This window comes from Rathayibacter sp. VKM Ac-2835, assembly GCF_013266705.1.
Lineage (GTDB): Bacteria > Actinomycetota > Actinomycetes > Actinomycetales > Microbacteriaceae > Rathayibacter.
Genome location: NZ_JABSNQ010000002.1, coordinates 347048 through 370288, shown reverse-complemented (window position 1 = coordinate 370288; position 23241 = coordinate 347048). Strand labels below are relative to the sequence as shown.

Genomic DNA, 23241 nt, shown 5'->3' with positions numbered 1-23241 from the left:
CGCAATGAACGACGCACGTCTGGCGACCTATGCCGACGAGTGGGCACGGGCGGCCGGCCTCGCGCCAGCAGACGTCAGCCGACCCGCGATTGCTGCGCTCTACGCATGGCAGGTCTCACTGAGCTCTGCATGGTACGAGACCCTGGCCTATACGGAAGCAATCGTCCGAAACGCTGTGGATCACGCCCTACGAGACTGGAATGTGCGTCAGGGGCGATCAGAGAATTGGCTCGATGACGCCCCGAATCCGCTATCTGGTCTGGTCAAGAAGGCGGCAGGCGACACGTTGTACCGAGCAAATCAGGCGAGCCTACGTCGCGCGAGTACGCATCCGCGCCGCGGAGCCCCGGTCATGTTCGACGATCGCGTTGCTCAACTAGAATTTGGAAGCCTCGTTTACCTCTTCCCGGTGGACCCACCGGCTAACAGGGCGTTGCGAGGATCCGGGCTAACGGGACGCGAGAATTTATGGATCCATGGTCTCAGTTCGGCGTTCCCCGGGCTCACTCCTGACTTGACCAAGAGTTGGCAACCTCACCTGCCGTCAGGTTTGCCTAAAGGTGTAGAAGACGGTTACGCGGTCGGCCTTGCGCTAGAGCGTTTGCGACGCCTCCGTAACAGAGTCGGTCATCACGAACAGACTTTTCGCGTTCAACATGCTCGGCGCCTCAAAGACACAACCCTGTTGTTGCGCAGCATCAACCCTGGGGCCGCGCTCGCTCTCAAGGATCTTGATCGTGTTCGACGGGTTCTTGCGCTACGGCCTCAACCTTAAGACTGCATGCGACGTCGGGCACAAAGCGCGCTGCGGCCTATTTGAGAAGAGCGTAATTCTCAAATACCTAAGCCGGTCGGCTTTCTTCCGCGCACCCTGGGCGGTGCCAAACGATTCTCGGCGGCGCCGGCCAGCGGCGGTCGTTTCGCGTGATCTCGCTCCTGGCGGCCGAACCTCGCGCTGGGGGGTGCGCGATTCCCCCGGGACCGCGGTCGGCGGTTTCAAGAACAGCGCGGCGGGAAGGAATCTCGAAGGACCCGTGTGCGCACAGGTGCCGTCGGCAGCCTCTGGCACCCTTCCCTCGACGCCGGCGCTCCGCGGAGCGCCAATCGATAAGGAGGCGTGCGCCGCACCCGTGGCGCTCCTGGGAACTTATTGCTAGTGACACGTCAACAGCCAGAGCGCCACACGCGGAGTCCTACGCGGTCTCCAGGCCAGCAGCGCGGTCGAGAAGGCCGTCCTGTTCGGGACTACGAGCACTACTGTCTTCCTATGACAAATTTTCCACCGGAGGCGTGCCCTTGCTTGAGCGCACACCGTCGCCTGATGGACTTCCACGAGGATATACATCGGGTCGTTGAAAATTATTTCGACGAGAACGAATTTCGGCGCTACCTAAATTCTGCTATTCAAAACTCCCGTGGTGTCACATTCCTTCTTCAGAAAAAGAAGGATAAGTGGTCAGATTTTGACGAGTGGTATGGTGCTTGGCAAGATCGAGCAAGGAAGAATCCTGTTCTCGGCTGGGGGGTAACTGCGCGGAATCGCATTGTAAAGGAAGAAGACCTTGCGACGCTAAGTCAGGCAAGAGTGGGCGTCTATGACACTCATCGACTGGGTTACGAGGATGCCTTTGCGGTACCGCCGTCAGCGTCCCCCGAGATGCTTATCGCAGCGTTTCAGCAGGCTCAATCCGAAGACCACAAAAGCAGAAAAGGTTGGATTCGCGTAGAACGTCGCTGGGTTGATGATCAGCTTCCCGACTACGAGCTGGTTGCAGCATTGCGAGAGATGTATTACGGCGTTGCAGAAATAATCGAGCGGGCGCATGCGGCGAGCGGTGTTGCGGATTGCGCTGTCGGGGACTTCAATCGTGATTGTGTGACAAGTCGCATTGATCGCGACTTGCATTGCTTAGGCCCTGGCAATCCTGCGTCAACTACGATACTCAATCTCGAGACAGGCAAGGTGGCCCAAATCGGGTTTCTCTCGTACGAATACGACAAGGAAAGCGCGCCGGCAGGTATTGAACGGTACGGGCAGCCGCCTAAATTCTCGGGTGATCCCATCTCCCATGCAGACGACAGAATGAAGTTGTCAAAACAATTTCTTCGCGCGGATGGCTATGCTGGCCCCATTTTGATGCTTTTTGGCGAGGGGCGCGGTCGCCTATTTCCTGTACCATTCAACCGCGACGATCCTCGCGAGGTGCATATAGCGGCGATTGTAGAAAGCGTCGGCGCTTGGCAATTCGACGGAGCAATTTATTCCTCCGAAATGTGGCTGGGGTATCCAGGATCAAAAGGCATGCTGGTCGGAGCACCGCCAGGCTTACTCCTTCCGAGCAATCAAGAGGTATTCGATGAGGACTTGCAGGGAGGGCGCGACGAGGCCCTGATAGTGGTTGGTCTCACGTCGGACGGGCGACATCGCGTACTCGCGCAACCTTTCGGTCGGGCAATCGGCGGCTATATCTTTGGTCCCCTACTGGAAAACGAATTGCCCATCCCGGAATTTCTTCGCCCCCTATGGGATAGATGGCCTTCCGCGGGTGATCTGAGCGCTCATTCTGGCTAACGGCTGCGTGTCATTGGTCGTGATTGCTGAGAGCTGCCCCCTTCGCCCCGTCTAGAGGAAACGCATTCGAACACACCAACGCGGCCCATCCTGCTATCCAGCAACGCGGGGGTCTGCGCGTGAACTGTCGGAGCGGGAAGATCGTGCCGGAGTACGACCGCGCGCAATCCACGCGACCGACCGCGATTCTTTTCGATGAAGCTGCTAGGTCCACGAGATCCTGGGCCATTGCTGCGGCCCGCGAAGTTGGCGAGGTTCAGGATGCCTCACTCTGCGCCGCAGTCGTCAGATCACCCGCGGGGTTGGTGCGGTAAGGCAAACCAGAGAGAGCGGCGATGCACTTACCGCTGACCAGGCTGTCGGCGTCGAGCCCTCATCGCTGACAGTCAAGCGGAGCTAGCGGGATGACCGTCGCGGCGCCAGCGTCACCACCTCACTAAAGCAGGATGAGCTTTCTTCCAGCCTTTTCTGCAATATCCGATACGTATATTATGTCAGTTTTGTGGCCCGGCTGCCGCGTTAAGAAGGGCCTCCGCATACCTTGCGGCAGGGCGCTTGACGTAGGCCGGCGTGATGATGGCGGTCCAGAGTGCACTCGATGCGAGAGCTCCAGCGCCGCTGAGGATCATCGGGAGCCAGGAGAAATCGGTGAGACCGAGCGTGTTCGTCACGGCAGCGCCAGCCGCGAGTGCGAGAACTCCTATGGAGATGGTGAGGCCCCACGGCTTCACGCCGAGCAGATTCCTCGCGGTGCTGTACTCGAGCAGCTCGGAGAAGACTCGATGGTAGCGAGTGCGGTCTCGGGTCATTTCTCGAAGGCGTGCTACTGCGCGTTCGTAGGTAGCGTCTGCCTGAGCCGGGTTGGCGCGCTCGGCTGCGGCCTTGGGTAGCTTCGTGCCTGTCATCGTTTGGACTCGGCGGTGAAGCTCGGTGTGGGCTTGATGATCGGTTGCTGAGCTCCAGCGGAGCCGAAGTGCCGTCGGGTGTCCACCCCACTTTTTCCAAAGCCGGTCTTGGACCTTGTTCCCTTTGTCGCGGATCAGTCTCATGATGACGAGATGAAATCCCGCGGTAGCGAGACATGTGACGATCGACGGCGGGAGGTGCTCCCACCGAAAAGTGACAACAGTGGCGAAGCTCAGGGGCGCGACCGCTGCGGCCGCAGGGACCAGTTGGGTTGTTCGCTGGTAGCGGTCCACGCCGTCAGTCCTCCGGTTCCACCCAGGGTAGAGGGGTCATCGGGACCCATCCGGTCCGAGGCGTCGCGTCGCGGGAGAAGCAAATCTTCTGTCCTCGTGTCGCGCCGACGATGTATCCCCGGCGCTTGAGCGCGTTGGCCACCTCCGCACGGGGAAACTCGTCTGCCTTCTTCCCGACGCTGACCAGGGCCGTGTGGTTGGCGGTGTCGCCGACGATGGGTCCAACGAGACGGTCGAGTGTCGCGGAGTCGAGATTGTGACGAGATCCGTGATGGGGGACGTCGAAGAAGTCTGGGCTGGCCGTCGAGCGGTAGGCGGCGGCCACCGCGTCGACGGCTGGGTTCAGTGCGGGTACGCCGGCGTCGCCGGTGAAGAGCGCACGATAGCCGTCGAGCTGGAAGTCGAGGATGATGCTGCTGTTGTTGCGTGCGGTAGTGCCGCCGTTGTCGGTCAACTCACCCTCACCGGGATCGGTCGATCGGGGAGTCAGGGCGTTCTTGATCGCTGCGGCTGATGCTCTCAAGAAGGACGAGAAGCTGCCGGATGATTTGGTGGCCGAGCCGGACTGCTCGGCCAGGAGGGCGCGGTAGTACTCGCGGGTCGGGCCAGCGATCATGAGGGCGCCGGTGAAGAAGGTGTGCCCGGCCCAGGCGTTGGTGGTCACCGTCGTGCCGAATGTGCGGGCGAGCGTGATGAGCTCGTCGACGCGAGCTGATTTCACGTCGTCCGACCGGTAGCCGTGTTCGCTTGGGCGATGGATCAGCAGCTCGCCGACGGTGAGTTCGTCGAAGACCCCGAACAGGCCGTCGATGTGGTCGCTGTCCGGGTGCGTGCAGACCATCAGGTCGATGTGACCTGTCCCATAGAACTGACGGACGTGCGAGGCGATGTCGTCGCTCGTGTCGGTGAAGCCTCCGTCGATGAGGACGACGCGGTCCCCGCCTGTGGACGGCTCGGTGAAGTGGAGCAGGATCGCGTCACCGGTGTTGGTTTCCTCACCGATCGGCAGAAACTCGATCTCAATCATGGTGCAAGCTCTTCTCGTGTGAAGCCGAATCGCGGCTGTGGTCTCGGCGAGGCAGGTGCGGAGTGGAAGGCGCGGGTTGAAGGGCAGCAGTTCTAACCTCGAGGGCTCTTTGTTGGATGGTCCTCGATCACCAGCCTGCCGGACAGCTGCGCAGTTGAACATCATCGACACGTCATCTCCGTGGTCTTCGCCGGAGGTCATGCATCACCCACAGTCTCCGTCCGGGCGCACTGGTGGCTCTAGAACAAGCTTGTGGCGTCGTCCACGTCTTCAAGGTGCCATAGGCGATGAGCAATTTCTCTGTACAGCTCGCACCGATGACGGGAGCGACCAGTGCGTCGTACTTCTCTCTCAGTTCGTCCTCGGTCAGCGGGCTGCGCACGTTGCCCTTCGCGTATTCGCGGAGAAGGCGTATCGAGGTTCCGTCTTCGAGGGTGACGACGATCTTCACCGATGCGTCGGCGTTGAAGTCTCGGGCGGCGAACTCCTCGTCAACTCGGGTGCGCACTCGGGACATCAACGACTGGATCTCCGGGTTGAGCACCGCGGCGTCGTCGTTGAAGATTTTGAGGCAAACGAGAGCCGCGGCAACCGCGTATTCCATAGAGAGCTTCGCCCCGGTCGCTGAGGCCGGCGAGCTGTAGATCAGTTCGTTGTAGGCCCACGGCGTCTCACCCACCTCTACGCTGATGATGCTTGCAGGATCCAATCCAGCGACTTCCGGCGACTCCAAAAGGGCATCCAAGGCTGGCCCCATGCTCGAGCAGCAGGCGTAGCGCTTGAAGTGGATCCCGGGATCGAGGATGCTCCAGCTCTCCGTGTCGTCGTATTCCACCGTGTTGGTTGCGACTCCGCCGAACAGCTGGAAGAAGCCGTCGACGCCTTCAAGGATCGTCGGCGTAGGTCTCAGTCCAGCGTGGGCGAGGTCTGCGCACCAGATGCAGGTGCGGGCGGCCATGCCGCAGTGGTGCGGCTTCACGGGCGACCTGAAGTTGCCTCGGAGCCCGCTGGCTTCGGATGCGGCGATGCCGAGCGCCGCGGCGATTTCGTCTGCGGGGTCGGTGTGCGGCGATCGATGCCGCGACACTGGCGCCGAGAACCCCGAACACCCCCTTGGTGTGCCATCCCTGCTCGGTGGTGAAGGGGAGGCACTCGCGTCCAATGCGGTACATGATCTCCCGCTAGAACGTACGAACGGATCACGTCCGCGCCGGTTGTTCCGCTCGCCTCCGCGACCGCGAAGGAGGCCGGCGCGACAGGTGCGGTCGGGTGGTTGATGATCGAGAAGTCGTCGTAGTCGTAGACGTGTGCCGCAAATCCGTCGAGCAGCGCTGCCTGGTCGGTCTGAGAGCGAAGAATCGTGCCCAGCACGGCAGCAGGGTCGGCCGGCCGAAGGCTCGGGATGAAGTTCGCCGCGTTGCGGACGTCGGGGTGCTGGCTCCCTGCGATGGCGACGCCGACGTAGTCGATGAGGGCGTGCTTCGCGGTGCTGACTGCTTCGAGTGGGATCTGCTCGAACGGCCGCGTTGCGAGATCACCGATGATGTCGTTGAGGTAGGGCACGAGTGCTCCGTAAGTGCCGATCAGTTCCGACACCATCCGCAAGAAGCCCGTCTCGGAGATTCCGCCGGCGTAGATCTTCGCGTTCGCGGCCGACCACAGCTTGTCCATGCCCTCTCGCCCGAACACGCTCACGCCTTGGGACCAGGACTGGAACACCGACATGATTGGGACGCCTCGGGATCCGAAGTGGCTGCAGAGGTCGGGGAGGTCCCGTCAGCGGCAGACGTTCGCCGCCTCATCGAGCACGCCGAGCATCGGGGTCTGCATCCGGCCGCCGGGCGAAACGCCGCCAGCTCCTCTGCCGCTTCGACGGTCGCGGCGGTCAGGGCGAGGACGAGGGGGCCGGCGCTGACGGGAATCACGAACCGGAGGTCCGCTGGCGTGACTCCGGCACGTGGACCACGCTTCAGCACGCTGAAACCGCCGAAACCAGCGAGCTGGACGTGAATTCGCGAGCCGGAGGTCGGCCGGGGTGACCTCCGGCGCGTGGAACACGCATCGGCACGCGGAAACGGCCGAATTCAGCGAGCCGGAGGTGGTTTCGCGAGCCGGAGGTGACCGGGCGGGGTCGGGTCAGCTCCGCGGCCGCCCGTAGTGGTCGTAGACGCGGTTGCGCACCGCCAGCTCGGCCGGCGGCAGGCGCTGGGCGTCGGCGATCTCGTAGACGCCGAAGGTGTCGCGCAGGCGCGAGGACGGGTCGACCTCGACGAAGGTGCACCAGGGCAGCCAGTGGTGGTGGCTGCGCAGCGTCTGGGTCGCGAAGTCGCCGCTCTCGTGGCCGAGGCCGGGCATCGCGTAGCCGATGCTGCCGTCGACGTCGGTCGACTGGCGGGTGTTGCGGTGCAGGAACTCGGCGACGTCCCGGTAGTGGTCGTCGCCGGTGATCAGGGACAGCCGGTAGTAGCTGTACGAGCAGGCCGCCATGTACACGTCGGCGCCGCCGCCGAGGGTGATGATGCTCTGTCCGCTGATCGAGTACCGGTTGAAGGGATGCGCCCAGGGCGCGACCACCGGGAAGGACCACGCGTAGGTCCAGGTCTCGGTGTAGTCGGCGGCGCGGACGGCGCCCTCCAGCCAGCGGTGCTCCTCGGTCAGGTCGTAGAGGGCGAGGAAGCCGAACAGTCCGTAGATGCCGGCCTCCTTGTCCTGGATGTCGGCGTTGTCGCAGGTGCCGCCGCGGTACTCCAGGGTGCGGTGGATGTTCGCGAACGACCACTCGCCGGCGCGCACCGCGGACTCGCGGTAGCGCGCCTCCCCCGTCACCAGGTGCAGCTGCACGAGGAAGCGGATGACGCTCGGGGTGTTCGAGCGCGAGTCCATCCGCACCGAGCCGTCGGCGTTGTAGGCGCGGTGGAAGCTGCCGTCGGCGTCCTGCACCTCGAGCAGCCAGTCGGCCGTCCGCCGGCAGAATTCGAGCCAGAGCGCGCGGTCGTCGCCGAGGCCGCGCAGGTGCAGGTAGGCGTCGAGGATCGCCTCGACGCCGTCGGCGAGCATCCGCAGGTAGTGCGGGTACGGCTCGAAACCGCCGAGGGAGGGGTTGAAGCACATCCGCGGCGGGCCCGACTCCGGCAGCGCGGTCCGCGCCCAGAAGTCGACGATGCCGACGCCCTGCTCGAACGCCTCGGGCACGCCCTCGCGGTCGCCGTAGCGCAGCAGCTGGTAGCCGATGCCGGGCTGCTGGCCGACGAAGCCGAACTGGAACGAGACGCTCGAGACGTCCAGGTCCGGCAGCTGGCAGGCGAACGGCAGCCCCCAGGCGTCGCCGTAGCGGCGGGTGAGCCGCTGCAGGATCGCCATGCCGTGGTGGAAGTGCCGCTCGTTGTCGACCTCGAACAGGTCGTCGCGGAGGCGCGCATAGGCGCTGCGCCAGGTGGCGCGCATCATCGTCGCGAAGTCGTCGTGGCGGCCGAGATCGACGGCCACGGCGTAGCGCTGGCGGAAGCCGACCTCGACCGGGTGGTTCACCCGCTGCAGCGACTTCGGCGCCGCGTCGTAGTCGAGCCCGGAGTAGGGGTTGTCGACCGGGCGCTCGCCGTCGGCGCCGGGGTAGACGTAGTCGATCGAGAGGCCGGCCGGCTCCTCGTCGAGCGGGGTCCGCACGCCGAAGCCGTAGTAGAGGTAGTTCAGCGTGGTGCCCTGCGGGCGGCTCAGGCCGATCGAGCCGACGGTGCACTCCGGGTCGGTGAAGTTCTCCGAGCGGACCACGTCCAGGCGCGGCAGCGTGACGTCGGCCGCCCAGCGCGAGAGCGCCACGGTCTCGCCGTCCGCGAGGCTCTGCGCGGCGAAGAGCGGCAGCGCGTAGTGCGTCTCGGTGCGCCAGAAGTACTCGCCGCCGGGGTCGCGGCCCATCGCGTCGGCCGGGCCGAAGGCGTTGTCGCGGTACCAGGCACCGGGCGCGAAGCACTCGTAGTCGCGGAGGTCGGCGGACCCGGTCAGCCCGAGGGAGATCGCCGTGGCGAAGCCGAGGTCGCCGCCGGCCGCGAGCACCTCGACCTCGCGGTGCACGGAGAAGCCCGCGCCCGTGACGCGCCAGACGTCGGTGACGGCGAAGGACGAGCCCGAGCGCGCGATGATCGTGCCGGTGGCGGTGAGCGCGCCGTCCGCCACCGAGACGTCGTCGTAGGGCGCGCCGGAGTACTCGCTGATCGCGGTGACGGTCTTCACCGTGACGCGCAGCGGGCGGTCGTTCGCGTAGAGGACGTGCTCGCCCGCGAGCACCTCGAGGCCGCCCGCGCGGGCGCGCAGGGTGTAGTCGCCGGAGCGGAGTTCCACGGTGGATCCTTCCTGGAGGGTCATGTCAGTGCTTCTCGTCCGCGGGGCTGGTCGACTCCGCCGGCCGCGGCTCGTCCTCGAGCCGCCGCGCGCCCGGATCGAAGCGCCGCGACCCCGGCCGGAACAGCAGCGCCACTCCGCCCTCGACGAGCGCCGCGACGAGCAGGAGGATCGCGAACGGGATCAGCGAGATCTCGGCCCACGCGCCCATCACCGGCATCACCAGGCCGGCCGCCGTGAAGCTGACCGTGCCGAGGATCGCCGTGACGCTCCCCGCCTCGCTCGACGGGCCCTGGAGCGACAGGTACTGCACCGGCGCGAAGCCGAGCGAGCGCCCGGCGAGCGCGAAGGTGAGCGCGCCGACGACGACGAGCAGCGGCTGCGTCCCGGTGAGGGCGAGCACCGCGACCACGACGGCGCCGACACCCGTGACGATCGCGGACGCGAACATCGCGAACCGCGGTCCGAACCGCGGCACGATCACTCGGCCCGTCGTCTGCCCGACCGCGATCGTCACGAGCGAGGTGACCAGGAACAGCAGCCCGTAGAGGTCCGGCCCCACCGCGTAGACGTTCGTGTAGAGGAAGGGCGCGGTCGCCAGGTAGGCGAAGCCGACCGACCAGCCGGCGGCCGACGCGGCGGCGAGCGCCAGCACCCGTGGCCGCCTCAGCATCCCGAACGAGTTCCGCAGCGACGGGCCGAGCCCGCCCTGGTGCCGCCGCTCGCGAGGCAGCGTCTCGGGCAGCACCAGCAGCGCGATCACGGTCGCGAGCGCTCCCCAGGCGGCGACCGCGAGGAAAGAGCCGCGCCAGTCGATCACCTTGGTCAGCTGCGCGCCGACGGAGGGCACCAGGATCGGGAAGACCGACACGATCACGGCGAGGTTCGCGAGCATCGTCACGAGCCGCTTGCCGCTGTAGAGGTCGCGGACGATCGCGGTGACGACGACGCCGGCCGCGGTGCAGGCGGCGCCCTGGACGAAGCGGGCCGAGAGCAGCACCGCCGTGTCCGAGGTCATCGCCGCGACGAGGCTCGCCGCGATGTGCAGCGCCGCCGAGACGCCGAGCGGCCACTTGCGGCCGACCGCGTCGCTGAGCGGACCCGAGATCAGCTGGCCGGCCGCGAAGCCGAAGGTCGCGCCGGTGACGACCAGCTGGGCGGTCGCGACCGAGACGCCGAGGTCGTCCTGCAGCGTCGGCAGGAAGGGCAGCACCAGGTCGATGGTGAGCGGCCCGAAGCCGACGAGCATCGCGAAGATCGGCAGCAGCAGCCGGCCGCGGGGCATCGCCCGGGTGGCGGAAGCGGCGGTGGTGGAGGCGGTCATGAGCGCGGAGCGCAGGTCACGGAGGGGGTCCTGTCCATCAGCTCCCGGCCGAGACCGGGAAGTAGAGCGAGAAGGGTTCGTCGACGACCTCGTGCAGAGGCCGGAAGCGGATGGCGGCGGGCTGGCCGAGGGTGCGGTAGCCGCGCAGCCACTGGGTCCACTGCCGCTCGTTGTCCGGGGCGAGCAGCGCGGGGGCGTCCTCGAGGCGGCCGCGGAGGCTCACCTCGCGGTCGACGAGGCCGGCCAGCACGACCGGACCCTCGACGAACGCGACGGTGCCGGGCTCGTCCGGGATCGACACGGCGCGGATCTCCGTGCCGAAGGCGAGGTCGACGCTGGTGCGGCCGCCCGGGTGCTCGAGCAGGAGCGCGCCCTCGACGGTCCGGACCCGCGCGGCGTCGCCCGCGATCCCCGGCGCGCCGACGGTCCACTCCGGCACCCGGACCCGCACCTGCAGCGCGACCCCCTCCGCCGACTCCACCTCGATGCGGATCCGCGAGGCGGAGGGCCGATGCGCATCGCCCGCGGCCCCCGCGTTCGCATCCGGCCCCACGTAGCCCGCGTTGTCGAGCACCTCGACCCGCACGGACGCCTCGCCCGCGACGGTCGCCACGCGGACGCTCGCGTCGACGTGCTGCGCGATCGTCAGCTCGGCGTCGCCGCCGCGGTAGAAGACCAGAACGGAGTGGCGGGTGTGCGCCTGCACCAGCGTGCCGTGGCAGCACCAGAAGTCCTCGGTCGGGCTGCCCCAGTCCTTGCGGGCGCCGCCCTCCAGCGGGAGGAAGTAGGCGACCATCCCGGTCCGGGGGTGCTGCTGGGCGAGCAGGCCGTTCCAGAGGTTCCGCTCGATGTAGTCGGCGTAGGCGAGGTCGCCCGTCCAGCGCAGCAGCACGTCGGCCAGCCGGATCATGTTGTAGACCGTGCAGTGCTCCTGCGTCTTCTCGCCGCGGCGGGCGGCGAACTCGAACGGCGGCGTCCAGATCTCGCCGGAGGTCTGGCCGCCGGTGCAGAAGGTGCCGCGGAGGACGACCGCCTGCTCCCAGTAGGCCTCGACGATCCGCCGCCAGCGCTCGTCGCCGGTGACCTCGTAGGCGCGGGCGGCGCCGAGCACCTCGGGGATCGTGGTGTTGGCGTGCATGTTCGTGAGCACGTCGCGGCCCTCGAGGAGACCCTCGAAGAGCGAGCGGCGGTCGTAGCGCTCGAGCAGCTCGGCGTAGACCGGGTCGCCGGTGATCGCGAGCAGGTCGGCCCAGACCTCGAGCATGCCGCCGGTCTCGACCTCGAGGATCTCCTGGAACGCGTCGTCGTCGAAGCCGCGGACCCACTCCAGCAGCGGGGCCGTCGCCGCCCGCGCCATCCGCAGCGCCCGCTCGTCGCCGAGGTCGAGGTGCAGATCGACGAGGCCCATCAGCAGCTTGTGCATCGCGTACTGCGGCGCCCAGATCGGGCGGCCGGTCGCCAGGCGGTCGAGGTAGCCGCGCGGGATCGCCCAGATCCAGCCGCCGCCGTTCTCCTCCTGGCAGCGCTCGAGGCCGTCGAGCACGGAGTCGATCCGGGCGCGGAGCAGCGGATCGCCGGTGACGGCGACCTCGCGCGCCGCGGCCGAGAGCCAGTGGCCGAGGAAGTGGCCGCGCAGCTGCGAGCCGGGTGTCTCCCAGCCCCAGTGCCGGTCGAGACCGCGGGCCTCGCGCGACTCCTGGGACGGGTGCAGATGCCAGCCCTGGTCGCCGATCCCGGCCTCGATGCGGAAGTTCTGCAGCAGCCCCTCGTCGCTCAGCGAGAGCAGGTAGTCGCGGTTGAGCCGCCGCCGCGCGTCGAGCACTCCGCGCTCCAGGCGGGACTCGTGCGGGGCCGGGTGGGTCAGCGGCATGGGTGCTCCTCGTCGTCGAGTGGGTGGGGTGTGCGGACCGGCGCCCTGCGGAGGGAGGCGAAGGTCGAGATCGATCTCTCACTGTACTCAGCCCAGGATCGACGGTAGGAATGTCATCATGCAATCCCCGAGAGTGATCCATCTCGTCGCCGATGACGTGTCCGCCCTCCTCACTCAGTCGGGAGGCGACCTGCCCGTGCTGCTGCACTGGGGTCCGCGGATCGACGCGAGCGACGACGACCTCGCCGGTTTCGCAAGAACCCCCGAGAGGACGGGGATGGACGGCGGTTCCGACGTGCCCTACGAGCCCGGGATCCTCCCCGAGCACACCTTCGGCTGGGCCGGTCTGCCCGGACTCCGGGTGCACCGAGCGGGCGCCGGCTGGTCGCCGCGGCTCACCGTGGACGCCGTCTCGGTGGCCGGCGAGGCCCTCGCGGAGGGCGCCGTCGTGCAACGCGGGAGCGCCTCCGTCGCGGTCGAGGCGCACGACGCGCAGGCCGGAATCGGGGTCGTGCTGGAGATCGTTCTCTCGCCAGCCGGCCTCCTCCGGACCCGCGTCTCCGTCCGCAACGACGGCGCCGGGCACCTCGACGTGATCGGCGTCGACCCCGCCCTGCGGATCCCGACCGAGGCGCGCGAGATCCTGGACTTCTCCGGCCGCTGGGGCACCGAGAAGATCCCGCAGCGCCACCCCGTCGTCACCGGCACCCATTCGCGCTCCTCGCGGCGCGGCCGCACGGGCCTGGACGCGACGACGGTCGTCGCGATCGGCACCCCCGGCTTCGACGCGGCCGACGGACGGGTCTGGCTCTGCCACGTCGGCATCGGCGGCAACCACGAGCACGCCGTGGAGCGCGGCGACGGCTGGCTCGCCTTCCGCGGCGGCGAGCTGCTCCTCCCCGGCGAGGTCCGCCTCGCGAGCGGCGAGAGCTACTCCTCCCCTTGGATCTCCGGGAGCTTCGGCCACGGCCTCGACGCCGCGTCGGCCCGCTTCCACGCCTTCCTCCGCGAGCGCTCCCGCTCCTCGCGCCGCCCGCGCCCCGTCACCCTGAACGTCTGGGAGGCGGTCTACTTCGAGCAGGACTTCGCGACCCTCGCCGAGCTGGCCGACCGGGCCGCCGCCCTCGGGGTCGAGCGCTACGTGCTCGACGACGGCTGGTTCCTCGGCCGCAGCGACGACCGCGCGGGCCTCGGTGACTGGACGCCCGACCCCGCCTCCTGGCCGGACGGCCTCCTCCCCCTCGCCGAGCACGTCCGCAGCCGGGGTATGGAGTTCGGCCTCTGGGTCGAGCCCGAGATGATCAACGAGGACTCCGACCTCGCCCGCGCGCACCCCGACTGGATCCTGCGCGCCCGCGAGGAGCTGCCGCCGCGGTTCCGCTTCCAGCAGGTGCTCGACCTGACCAACCCGGACGCGTTCGCGCACATCCTGGGGGTGCTCGACGGGCTGGTCGCCGACCTCGGCGTCGCGTACCTCAAGTGGGACCACAACCGCGATCTGATCGACGCCGGCCACCCCGCCACCGGCGCCGCCGCCGTGCACGAGCAGACGCTCGCGCTGTACCGGCTGATCGATGAGCTGCGCGAGCGGCACCCCGAGCTCGAGATCGAGAGCTGCGCCTCCGGCGGCGGCCGCGTCGACCTCGGGATCCTCGAGCGCACCGACCGCGTGCACACCTCCGACAACCAGGACCCGCTGGACCGCTCGCGGATGCTGCGCTGGACCGGGCTGCTCGTGCCGCCGGAGATGCTCGGCTCGCACGTCGCCTCGCCGGTCAACTCCGTCACCAGCCGCACCAGCGACCTGCACACCCGCTGCGCGATCGCCTTCCTCGGCCACTTCGGCCTCGAGTGGGACCTCCGCGAGCTGGACGCCGAGGAGGAGCCGGTGCTGGCCGGCTGGATCGCGGCGTACCGCGAGCACCGCGCGCTGATCGCGACGGGCCGGGTCGTCGGCAGTGGCGACTCCGACCCCGACGCGCCGTCGCTGCGCGGCGTCGTCGCGACCGACGGCTCGGAGGCGCTCTACACGCTGGTCACACCCGCGCTGACGGCCGACTCGCGCCGCCGCGTCCGCCTCCCGGGCCTGGACCCGCGGGCCCGGTACCGCGTCGAGGCCGCGCGCCCCGGCTCGCTCGGACCGCCCTGGCAGAGCCCGCGCTGGCTGGAGGCGACCGTGCCGCTCGACTCCGACGCCCCGGCCCCCGCCTACTCGGGGAGCCTGCTGGGCGAGGCGGGCCTGGACCTGCCGACCTTCCACGCCGACCGCGCGATCGTCCTGCGGCTCGTCCGCGTCGACGCATGAGCGCCGCCGCGTGAGCGCCGCCGCGTGAGCGCCGCCGCATGAGCGCCGCCGTCCCGACCACTGCCGAATCGCCCGCCACCACCCTGGAGCACCCCGTGAACACCACCGTCACCGTCGACCTCGACCGGCCCGGCGCCACCATCAGCAAGCACGTCTACGGCCACTTCGCCGAGCACCTCGGCCGCTGCATCTACGACGGCTTCTGGGTCGGCGAGGACTCGCCCGTCCCGAACGCCGGCGGGATCCGCCTCGACGTCGTCGAGGCCCTGCGCGCCCTCGACATCCCCAACCTCCGCTGGCCCGGCGGCTGCTTCGCCGACCGCTACCACTGGACCAACGGCATCGGCCCGCGCGAGGAGCGCCCCGGCCTGATCAACACCCAGTGGGGCGGCGTCGCCGAGGACAACTCCTTCGGCACCCACGAGTTCATGGCGCTCTGCGAGCTGCTCGGCGCCGACGCCTACATCTCCGGCAACATCGGCTCCGGCACCGTGCAGGAGATGGCCGACTGGGTCGAGTACCTCACCGGCTCCGGGAAGTCGCCGATGGCCGACCTCCGCCGCTCGCACGGCCGCGAGGAGCCGTGGACCGTCCGCTACTGGGGGCTCGGCAACGAGACCTGGGGCTGCGGCGGCAACATGCGCGCCGGCGCCTACGCCGACCTCGCCCGCCAGTTCGGCACCTTCGTGCAGAGCGGCAACGACGTGCCGCTGCACCGGATCGCGGCCGGCGCCGACGGCGCGGACACGCACTGGACGCAGACGCTGATGGAGGTGATCCCCGAGATCGAGGGGCACCCCTTCTCCTCCGTGCCGTGGGAGTCGGTCTCGGTGCACTACTACACGATCGGCGGCAGCTGGCACGCGAAGGGCAGCGCGACCGACTTCGACGCGGACACCTACTGGAGCACGATCGTCGCCGCGCAGGGCATCGAGGAGCTGCTGCGCTCGCACGCCGCCGTGATGGACGTGCACGACCCCGAGAAGAAGTACGGGATGGTGCTCGACGAGTGGGGCACCTGGTGGGACGTGGAGCCGGGCACGCACCCGGGCTTCCTCTTCCAGCAGAACACCATCCGCGACGCGATGGTCGCGGGGATCCACTTCGACGTCTTCCACGCCTTCGCCGACCGGCTCTCCATGGCGAACATCGCGCAGACCGTCAACGTGCTGCAGGCGATGCTGCTGACCGACCCCGACGGCGGCGAGATGGTGCGGACGCCGACGTACCACGTGTTCGAGATGAACAAGGGGCACCAGGACGCGACGGTGCTGCCGACCACGGTCGCCGGGCCCACTCGCGCGGTCGACGGGCGCGAGATCGCGCTCGCCTCCGCCTCCGCCTCGGTGAAGGACGGGCGCGTGCTGGTCTCGATGACCAACGTCGACCTCGACGAGCCGCTGGAGATCGAGCTGTCCTTCCGCGGCGGTTCCGTGACCGGAGCGACGGGGCGGCTCCTCACCGCCGACTCGCCCCAGGCGCACAACCGGCCGGGCGACGCCGACGCGGTCAGCCCGGTCGCGCTCGAGGGGCTGGAGACCACGGCGACCGGCCTGCGGGTGACGCTGCCGCCGCACTCCTTCGCGACGGTGTCGCTGGAGTTGGTCGGGGCCCTCGAGCCGACGGGCGCCGACGTGGCAGGGTCGAAGGCGTGACCGCCATGAGCACTGCCGCCGCACGCACCGAGGCCGCCCGCCGCCCGCCGATGGGCTGGAACAGCTGGGACTGCTTCGGCTCCTCCGTCACCGAGGACGAGGTGCTGGCGAACGCCGAGTACCTCGCCGAGCACCTGCTCCCGCACGGCTGGGACACGGTCGTCGTCGACATCCAGTGGTACGAGCCGGACCCCGGCACGAGCGACTACCAGGAGGTGTCGGAGCCGGTCCTGGACGACTGGGGCCGGCCGCAGCCCGCGGTGGGGCGCTTCCCCTCCGCCTCCGTCGCGGGGTTCACCGCGCTCGCCGCGCGCGTGCACGCCCTCGGGCTGCGCTTCGGCGTGCACCTGATGCGCGGCGTGCCCCGCCGGGCCGCCGGGCTCGGGCTGCCGGTGCTCGGCTCCGACGCGACCTGCGCCGACATCGCCGACCGCGGCAACGTCTGCCCGTGGAATCCGGACAACTTCGGCGTCGACATGACGGTGCCGGGCGCGCAGCAGTACTACGACTCGGTGATGGCGCAGCTGGCCTCGTGGGGTGTCGACTTCGTCAAGCTCGACGACGTGCTCTACCCGCCGATCCAGGCCGACGAGATCGCCGCGCTCTCCCGCGCGATCGACGCGACCGGCCGGCCGATGGTGCTGAGCCTCTCGCCGGGCAAGCAGCTCTCGCTGGAGAACCTCGAGCTGCTCCGGGACACGGCGCAGATGTGGCGGATCTCCGACGACTTCTGGGACGACTGGGGGCACCTGCAGGAGCAGTTCCAGCGCGCCGCGCGCTGGGCGCCGCACCAGCGGCCGGGCGCCTGGGCCGACGCCGACATGCTGCCGCTCGGCCGGATCGGCGTGCGGGCGCACGTGGGCGAGGACCGGCTCTCGCGCTTCACCCCCGCCGAGCAGCGGACGCTCGTGACGCTGTGGTGCCTGCTGCGGTCGCCGCTGATGATGGGCGGGCACCTCCCCGACACCCCGCCCGAGACGCTCGCGCTGCTGACGAACGACGACGTGCTGGCGCTGCTGTCCAGCGAGGGCAGCCGCGAGATCGTCCGCGACGGCGACCTCGTCGTCTGGAGCGCCTGGCAGGGCGACGTGCAGTGGCGCGGCGTCTTCTGGCTCGGCGACACCCCGCGCGAGTACTCCGCGCACCTCGCCGACCTCGGCTGCACCGGCACCCCCGTCGACGTCTGGACGGGCGAGCCCCTTCCCGTCGCCGACGGCGCCGTCGCGCTGACCCTGGAGCCCCACGGCGCCCACCTGCTCCGCTTCGCCTGAGCCGCCGCGCCCGCCGCGCCCCGAGTCCTCAAAAGTTGCGGTAGTCGCCCTCGACTACCGCAACTTCCGAATTCTCGGGAGAGGCAGGGAGGGGCGCAGCGCTGCCCATGCTGATCGAGTAGCGCCCGCAGGGCCCGTATCGAGATCCACCACCGCAAGCACGCCGGGTCTCGATACGCCGCTCCGCGGCTACTCGACCAGCAAAGAGGAAGCCGCTGCGCGGCTGCTCGGCCGGCATGCGGGGCCGCTCCGCGGCTCCTCAGCCTGCATGACGGGCCGCCCCGCGGCCGCTCGGCCGGCGCGCTTCCGTCAGTGCGCAGAAGTTGCGGTAGTCAGGCGCGACTACCGCAACTTCTGCGTTCTGGGAGCGGGTCAGGACTCCGTGTCGGTGAGGGCGTCGAGGCGGGCGACGTCGTCGGCCGAGAGGGGGAAGTCGACCTGGGCGTTCTCGCGGATGCGCTCGGGGGTGGTCGACTTGGGCAGGGGCAGGACGTCCTTCTCGAGGAGGTAGCGGATGCAGAGCTGCGCGACCGAGACGCCGTTCGCCTTCGCGATGTCGGCGAGGTCCGAGTTCTCGAGCAGGCCGCCGGTCGCCAGCGGCGAGTAGCCCTCGACGAGGATGCCGTTGCTGCGGCAGTAGTCGGTCGTCTCGTCCTGGGTGTTGCCGACGAACCAGCGGATCTGGTTGGCGTGCGGCTTCACGTCGGTCGCGGCGATCAGCGACTCCAGGTCGTCGACCGAGAAGTTGGAGACGCCGATGGCGCGGGCGCGGCCGGAGTCGTAGATCTCCTCCATCGCCTTCCACGCGGCGATGTTGCCGTCGCGGTGGTCCGAGCCCATCTCCGACCACGGCCACGGCGCGTGGATCAGGTACAGGTCGACGTGCTCCAGCTCGAGCGCCGCCATCGTGGTCTCGAAGCTGTCCTTCGCGCCGGCGTGGTCCTTGACCTCGGCGGGCAGCTTCGTGGTGATGAACACCTCGTCGCGAGGGATCCCGCTGTCGCGCAGCGCGCGGCCGACGCTCGCCTCGTTGCCGTAGCCGCGGGCGGTGTCGATGTGGCGGTAGCCGGCCTCGAGGGCCGTGGTCACCGCGTCGTAGGCGTCGGCGCCGTCCTCGATCTGCCAGGTGCCGAAGCCGATCTTCGGGATCTCGACCCCGTTGGACAGGGTGAAGGTGTCGGTCAGTGCAGGCATGTCTCTCCTCGAGAAGTCCGGCCCCGCGCGCGTCCTCGCGCCGGGGGTGCTGCTGTTCACGGTAGGCGCGCGGGACGCGGCGCGCAGGCCCCTTGCGGAGCCGCCTCATGCTGATCGAGGAGCGCCCGCAGGGCGCGTATCGAGATCCGACGTCTCCAGGAGGGCGGGTCTCGATACGCCCCTGCGGGGCTGCTCGACCAGCATGGAGGGGCGGGTCAGGCCCGGGTCACCGACCACGGGGTGCGGAGCGCGCGCTCGGCGAGCACGCGGCGCGCGCCCGTCAGGGCGACGTCGGCGGTCTGCGCGGCGTCGGCCGCGGACGGACCCGCGATCAGGCGCAGCGGGCCCGGATCCACGCTGAGCGCGCCGTCCTCGCCGGTCGCCGCGAGCCGCGCCGCGTCGACGTGGAAGTGCACGGTCAGCGACTGCCCGGCGGCGATGCGGACCCGCGCGTAGCCGAGCAGCTGCGCGGCCGGCCGCACCACGGGCGCGGTCGGATACGCGGCGTACAGCTGCACGACCTCGACGGTGTCCTCGCCGCTGTTGCGGATGGTGACCGCGGCGTCGAGCGCCCCGTCCACCGCCAGCACAGCCGGTGCGGACAGCGCCTCGTAGGAGATGTCCCCCCGCGTGAGCCCGAAGCCGAACGGGTGCAGCGGCGTGTTGTCGAGTGCGGTGATCCCCGGGTTCGACAGGCCCAGCGACGGCTGCAGGTACGTGGTCGACGCCGACGGCAGCCGCGGGATCTGCACGGGCAGGCGCCCGGTCGGCGAGACCCGCCCGGAGAGCACGCCGGCGACCGCGGCCGCCCCGTCCGCTCCGGGGAAGAACGCCTGCACGACACCGCGCGCCGCTCCGTAGGCGCCGAGCGCGTAGGGCCGGCCCGAGAGCACGACCAGCACGGTCGGCACGCCGGTCGCGAGGACCGCCGCGACGAGCTCGTCCTGGGCGCCCGGCAGGCGCAGGTCGGCCGCGTCGCAGCCCTCGCCCGAGGTGCCGTCGCCGAACAGCCCGGCCACGTCGCCGACGACGACCACGGCCGCGTCGCTCGAGCGCGCCGTCGCGACGGCCTCGGCGATCGCCGAGGTGTCGGCGGAGGTGATCGACCCGCCGGCCGCGAAGCGCACGCGCTCCTCGCCGAGCTCGGCGCGCAGCGCGCTCAGCACGGTCGGGATCTCGATCCCGAGCTCGTGCCCCGGGTGCTTCGAGAGCACGTGGTTCGGGAAGGCGTAGCAGCCGACCAGGCTGCGGAACTGGTCCGCCGCCGGACCCAGCACCGCGACGGTGTCGGAGGCGAGCAGCCCGGTCACGTCCTCGTCGCGCAGCAGCACGACCGACTCCTCCGCGATCCGGAGCGAGATCGCCCGGTTGCGCGCGCTGTCGAGGTCGACCGACTCGGCGCCCTCGGGCACGAGGGGCCCGCCGTCGAGCAGCCCGGCCTCGAACTTGTGCCGCAGGTGCCGCTCGACGGAGCGGTCGAGGTCGCGCTCGTCGACGACGCCCTCGCGGATGAGGCGCGGCAGCTCGCCGTACGCCGCGGTCTGCGGCAGCTCGACGTCGACGCCGGCGCGGATCGCCAGGCGCCCCGCGTCGGCCGTGTCGACAGCGACGTGGTGCATCGCCTGGAGGAACGGCACGGCCCAGTAGTCGGCCACGACCGTCCCCTCGAAGCCCCACTTCTCCCGCAGGATCGTGGTGAGCAGATGCCGGCTCGCGCTGCTGGGCACGCCGTCGATGTCGGTGTACGAGGTCATCACGCTGCGCGCGCCGCCGTGCCGCAGCGCGGCCTCGAACGGCGGCAGCACGGTGTCCGCGATCTCGCGCGGCCCCATGCTCACCGGAGCGTGGTTGCGGGCCCCGCGGGAGGCCGCGTAGCCGGCGAAGTGCTTGAGCGTCGCGATGATCCCCGCCGACTCGAGCCCGGCGACGTACGCGGTGCCGAGCTGCGAGACGAGGTACGGGTCCTCGCCGAGGGTCTCCTCGACGCGGCCCCAGCGGTAGTCCTTCACCACGTCGACGACGGGCGCGAGTCCCTGGTGGATCCCGAGCGCGCGCATGTCGGAGCCGATCGCCTCCGCCATCTCGCCGACGAGGTCCTCGTCGAAGGTGGCCGCCCAGGCGAGCGGCGTCGGGAACGCGGTCGCGCCGTACGCGGCGAGGCCGGTCAGGCACTCCTCGTGCGCGATCGCCGGGATGCCCAGGCGCTGCGAGCCGACGACCCGCTCCTGCAGCCCGCGGAGCCGGCGCACGCCCTCCGGCACCGAGACGGGCTCGGTGCCGAAGACGCGGGTGAGCTGGCCGAGGCCGCCGTCGAACGGGTCGGCCGCGGTCTCGGGGCCGCCCTCGAGCTTCGGGGCGAAGTCGTCGGCGGAGTCGGTGAGCCAGACGGAGCCGAGCTGGGCCGCCTTCTCCTCGAGCGTGAGCTCGGCGGTGAGGAGGCGGGCCCGCTCGCTCGCGGAGAGGGAGCGGTCCCGCCAACCGCCGCGACCACCGCTCCGATCCCCGGTCTCGTCGGTGCGGTCGGAGGGGACGAGAGTGGTGGAGGCGTCGTGCATCAGCCCTTGAACGCTCCGTCCATGATCCCGGACACCATGCGGCGGCCGACGAAGAAGAACGCGATCAGCAGCGGCAGCGTGGCCATGAACGAGCCGCCCATCGCCAGTGCGACGTCGATCGAGCGGTTGGCCTGCAGCTGCTTCAGCGCGATCTGCACTGTGAACAGCTCCGGCGACTTCAGCACGATGAACGGCCACATGAAGTCGTTCCAGACCGCGGTGAACGTGATCAGGCCGAGCACGAACGCCGCCGGGCGGACCACCGGGAAGGCGATGCGCCAGAACAGCTGCCAGGAGTTGGCGCCGTCGATGCGGGCCGCCTGGATCAGCTCGTCGCTGACCGTGGTCGACATGTGCTGGCGCATCCAGAAGATGCCGAAGGCGCTGGCCAGACCCGGGACGATGATCGCCTGGAGGGTGTCGACCCAGTCGAGGGCCGAGACGATCAGGTACTGCGGGATGATGCTCAGCTGCGCCGGCACCGTCATGGTGAGCAGCACGATCAGGAACAGCACGTTGCGGCCCGGGAACTGCAGCTTCGCGAAGGCGAAGCCGGCCATCGCGCAGAGGATCGCGGAGAGGACCGCGATGCTCAGCGACACGATCAGCGAGTTGAACAGCGACGCGATGAACGGGACGGTGTCGAACACCTTCTCCGCGATGGCGAAGAAGTTCGTGCCCGGGTACAGGCGCGGCGGGATCGACGTGACGGCGGTCGCTCCGACCGACGCGATGACGAACATGTAGTAGAGGGGGAACACCGAGACGAGCACGGCGACGACGAGGAAGACGTACGTCGGCCAGCCGACTCCGCCGCCCTTGCCGCGGCGCCGCGGGAGCACCTTCGGGGTGTCGCCCGTGGCCACGGCGCGGGCCTGCGGGAGGGCCTGATCGATCACATCGGACATCAGACGGCCGCCTTCCGGGTGCGGGTGGACAGGTAGAAGTTGATCAGCGAGACGACCACGACGATCACGAACAGCACGACGCCGATGGCGGAGCCGTAGCCGAACTTGAACTGGCCGAAGCCCTGCTCGTAGAGGAACAGAGCGAGCGTCTGGCACTGCCGGCCGGCGCCGCAGGTGAGGCCCGATTCGGGAGCCACCAGGAGCGCCTCCGTGAAGATCTGCAGACCGCCGATGGTCGACATGATCACGGTGAAGACGATGATCGGGCGCAGCGCCGGGATGGTGAGGTGGCGGAACTGCTGCCAGCTGGAGGCGCCGTCGACCGAGGCGGCCTCGAACATCTCGCGCGGGAGCGACTGGAGCCCCGCCAGGTAGAGCAGCGTGTTGTAGCCGAACCAGCGCCAGAAGACCATCGTCGAGATGACGATCCAGGAGCCGTAGTTGGTGGCGAGGAAGTTGATCGACGGCAGACCGAAGATGCCGAGGAACCAGTTGATCAGGCCGAAGTTCTTGTCGAAGATCTGCGCGAAGACGATCGCGGTCGCCGCGACGGAGGTGATGTAGGGCACCAGCAGCGCCATGCGCCAGAAGTTCGCCCAGCGCAGCCGCGCGTGGTTGAGCAGGTGCGCCAGGAAGAGCGCGAAGAGCAGCTGCGGCACCGTCGAGATGATGAAGATGCCGAAGGTGTTGACCAGGGCGTTCCAGAACCGGCTGTCCGCGAAGAGCTGCTGGAAGTTCGCGAGGCCGACGAAGGTCTGCTCGCCGATCGGGTTCCAGTCGAAGAGCGAGACGTAGAACGTGAAGAGCAGCGGGAAGAGCCCGAAGACGATGAAGATGAGGAAGAAGGGCGCGACGTACGCGTAGGGGGCGATCCGCTCCGAGAGGGAGTTGCGGATCCTCGCGGCCTTCTGGACCGGGGCGCTGTGCTGCTTGCGCTGCTTGGGGGGACGTATGGCTGTCGCCGTTGACACGTGGGTTACCTCCGTCGAAGGGGCGGCCCGGCGCGCGAGGCGCCGGGCCGCTCGG

15 protein-coding genes are annotated in these 23241 nt (G+C 69.2%); 4 read left to right on the top strand and 11 right to left on the bottom strand.

Annotated elements, in window-relative coordinates; all coding sequences use genetic code 11:
- Positions 1 to 1321 precede the first annotated feature (1321 nt).
- A complete protein-coding gene (locus tag HRK28_RS09595; protein ID WP_173251263.1) occupies positions 1322 to 2572 on the top strand; it encodes a hypothetical protein in 1251 nt (416 codons plus the stop codon).
- Between the two features lie 494 nt (positions 2573 to 3066).
- On the opposite strand, the gene HRK28_RS09590 is transcribed toward HRK28_RS09595, so the two are convergent.
- The 7 genes from HRK28_RS09590 to HRK28_RS09560 form a co-directional block, all read right to left on the bottom strand.
- A complete protein-coding gene (locus HRK28_RS09590; protein ID WP_173251261.1) occupies positions 3067 to 3771 on the bottom strand; it encodes a hypothetical protein in 705 nt (234 codons plus the stop codon).
- Positions 3772 to 3775: 4 nt separating this feature from the next.
- Positions 3776 to 4798 carry a ComEC/Rec2 family competence protein gene (locus tag HRK28_RS09585; protein ID WP_173251260.1) on the bottom strand — a complete coding sequence of 341 codons (1023 nt, stop codon included), beginning with the start codon at positions 4796 to 4798 and terminating at the stop codon, positions 3776 to 3778.
- 172 nt (positions 4799 to 4970) lie between these two features.
- Complete coding sequence (locus HRK28_RS20120; RefSeq protein WP_173251259.1) at positions 4971 to 5885, bottom strand: MmgE/PrpD family protein; 915 nt, start codon at positions 5883 to 5885, stop codon at positions 4971 to 4973.
- On the bottom strand, positions 5774 to 6523 hold the full coding sequence (locus HRK28_RS09575; protein WP_367948382.1) for an MmgE/PrpD family protein: 750 nt from the start codon (positions 6521 to 6523) through the stop codon (positions 5774 to 5776). Before HRK28_RS09575 ends, HRK28_RS20120 begins: the two co-directional genes overlap by 112 nt.
- 411 nt (positions 6524 to 6934) lie before the next feature.
- The gene (locus tag HRK28_RS09570; protein WP_173251257.1) at positions 6935 to 9133 is read right to left on the bottom strand and encodes a hypothetical protein; all 2199 of its coding nucleotides are present in this window, start codon (positions 9131 to 9133) and stop codon (positions 6935 to 6937) included.
- Between the two features lie 25 nt (positions 9134 to 9158).
- Entirely contained in the window at positions 9159 to 10457 is a 1299-nt protein-coding gene (locus tag HRK28_RS09565; protein ID WP_173251255.1) for an MFS transporter, read from the bottom strand.
- Positions 10458 to 10494: 37 nt separating this feature from the next.
- Positions 10495 to 12327: a beta-L-arabinofuranosidase domain-containing protein gene (locus tag HRK28_RS09560; RefSeq protein ID WP_173251254.1), complete on the bottom strand. Its 1833-nt coding sequence runs from the start codon at positions 12325 to 12327 to the stop codon at positions 10495 to 10497.
- A gap of 118 nt (positions 12328 to 12445) precedes the next feature.
- Here HRK28_RS09560 and HRK28_RS09555 point away from each other — a divergent pair, with 118 nt between their 5' ends.
- Genes HRK28_RS09555 through HRK28_RS09545 form a run of 3 tightly spaced genes read left to right on the top strand, consistent with a single transcriptional unit; the run spans position 12446 to position 17558 of the window.
- Positions 12446 to 14632, top strand: a complete 2187-nt coding sequence (locus tag HRK28_RS09555; protein ID WP_173251252.1) for an alpha-galactosidase — start codon at positions 12446 to 12448, stop codon at positions 14630 to 14632.
- 38 nt (positions 14633 to 14670) lie between these two features.
- A complete protein-coding gene (locus tag HRK28_RS09550) occupies positions 14671 to 16287 on the top strand; it encodes an alpha-N-arabinofuranosidase (protein WP_173251250.1) in 1617 nt (538 codons plus the stop codon).
- A gap of 5 nt (positions 16288 to 16292) precedes the next feature.
- Positions 16293 to 17558: an alpha-galactosidase gene (locus HRK28_RS09545; protein ID WP_254304725.1), complete on the top strand. Its 1266-nt coding sequence runs from the start codon at positions 16293 to 16295 to the stop codon at positions 17556 to 17558.
- A 372-nt stretch (positions 17559 to 17930) separates the two neighbouring features.
- On the opposite strand, the gene HRK28_RS09540 is transcribed toward HRK28_RS09545, so the two are convergent.
- The 4 genes from HRK28_RS09540 to HRK28_RS20110 form a co-directional block, all read right to left on the bottom strand.
- Positions 17931 to 18752 carry an aldo/keto reductase gene (locus HRK28_RS09540; RefSeq protein ID WP_173251249.1) on the bottom strand — a complete coding sequence of 274 codons (822 nt, stop codon included), beginning with the start codon at positions 18750 to 18752 and terminating at the stop codon, positions 17931 to 17933.
- A 215-nt stretch (positions 18753 to 18967) separates the two neighbouring features.
- Positions 18968 to 21307 carry a glycoside hydrolase family 3 N-terminal domain-containing protein gene (locus tag HRK28_RS09535; RefSeq protein ID WP_173251248.1) on the bottom strand — a complete coding sequence of 780 codons (2340 nt, stop codon included), beginning with the start codon at positions 21305 to 21307 and terminating at the stop codon, positions 18968 to 18970.
- The gene (locus tag HRK28_RS09530; protein WP_160090938.1) at positions 21307 to 22215 is read right to left on the bottom strand and encodes a carbohydrate ABC transporter permease; all 909 of its coding nucleotides are present in this window, start codon (positions 22213 to 22215) and stop codon (positions 21307 to 21309) included. The genes HRK28_RS09535 and HRK28_RS09530 overlap by 1 nt, the downstream gene beginning before the upstream one ends.
- Positions 22215 to 23186: a carbohydrate ABC transporter permease gene (locus HRK28_RS20110; protein WP_208543693.1), complete on the bottom strand. Its 972-nt coding sequence runs from the start codon at positions 23184 to 23186 to the stop codon at positions 22215 to 22217. Before HRK28_RS20110 ends, HRK28_RS09530 begins: the two co-directional genes overlap by 1 nt.
- Positions 23187 to 23241 lie beyond the last annotated feature (55 nt).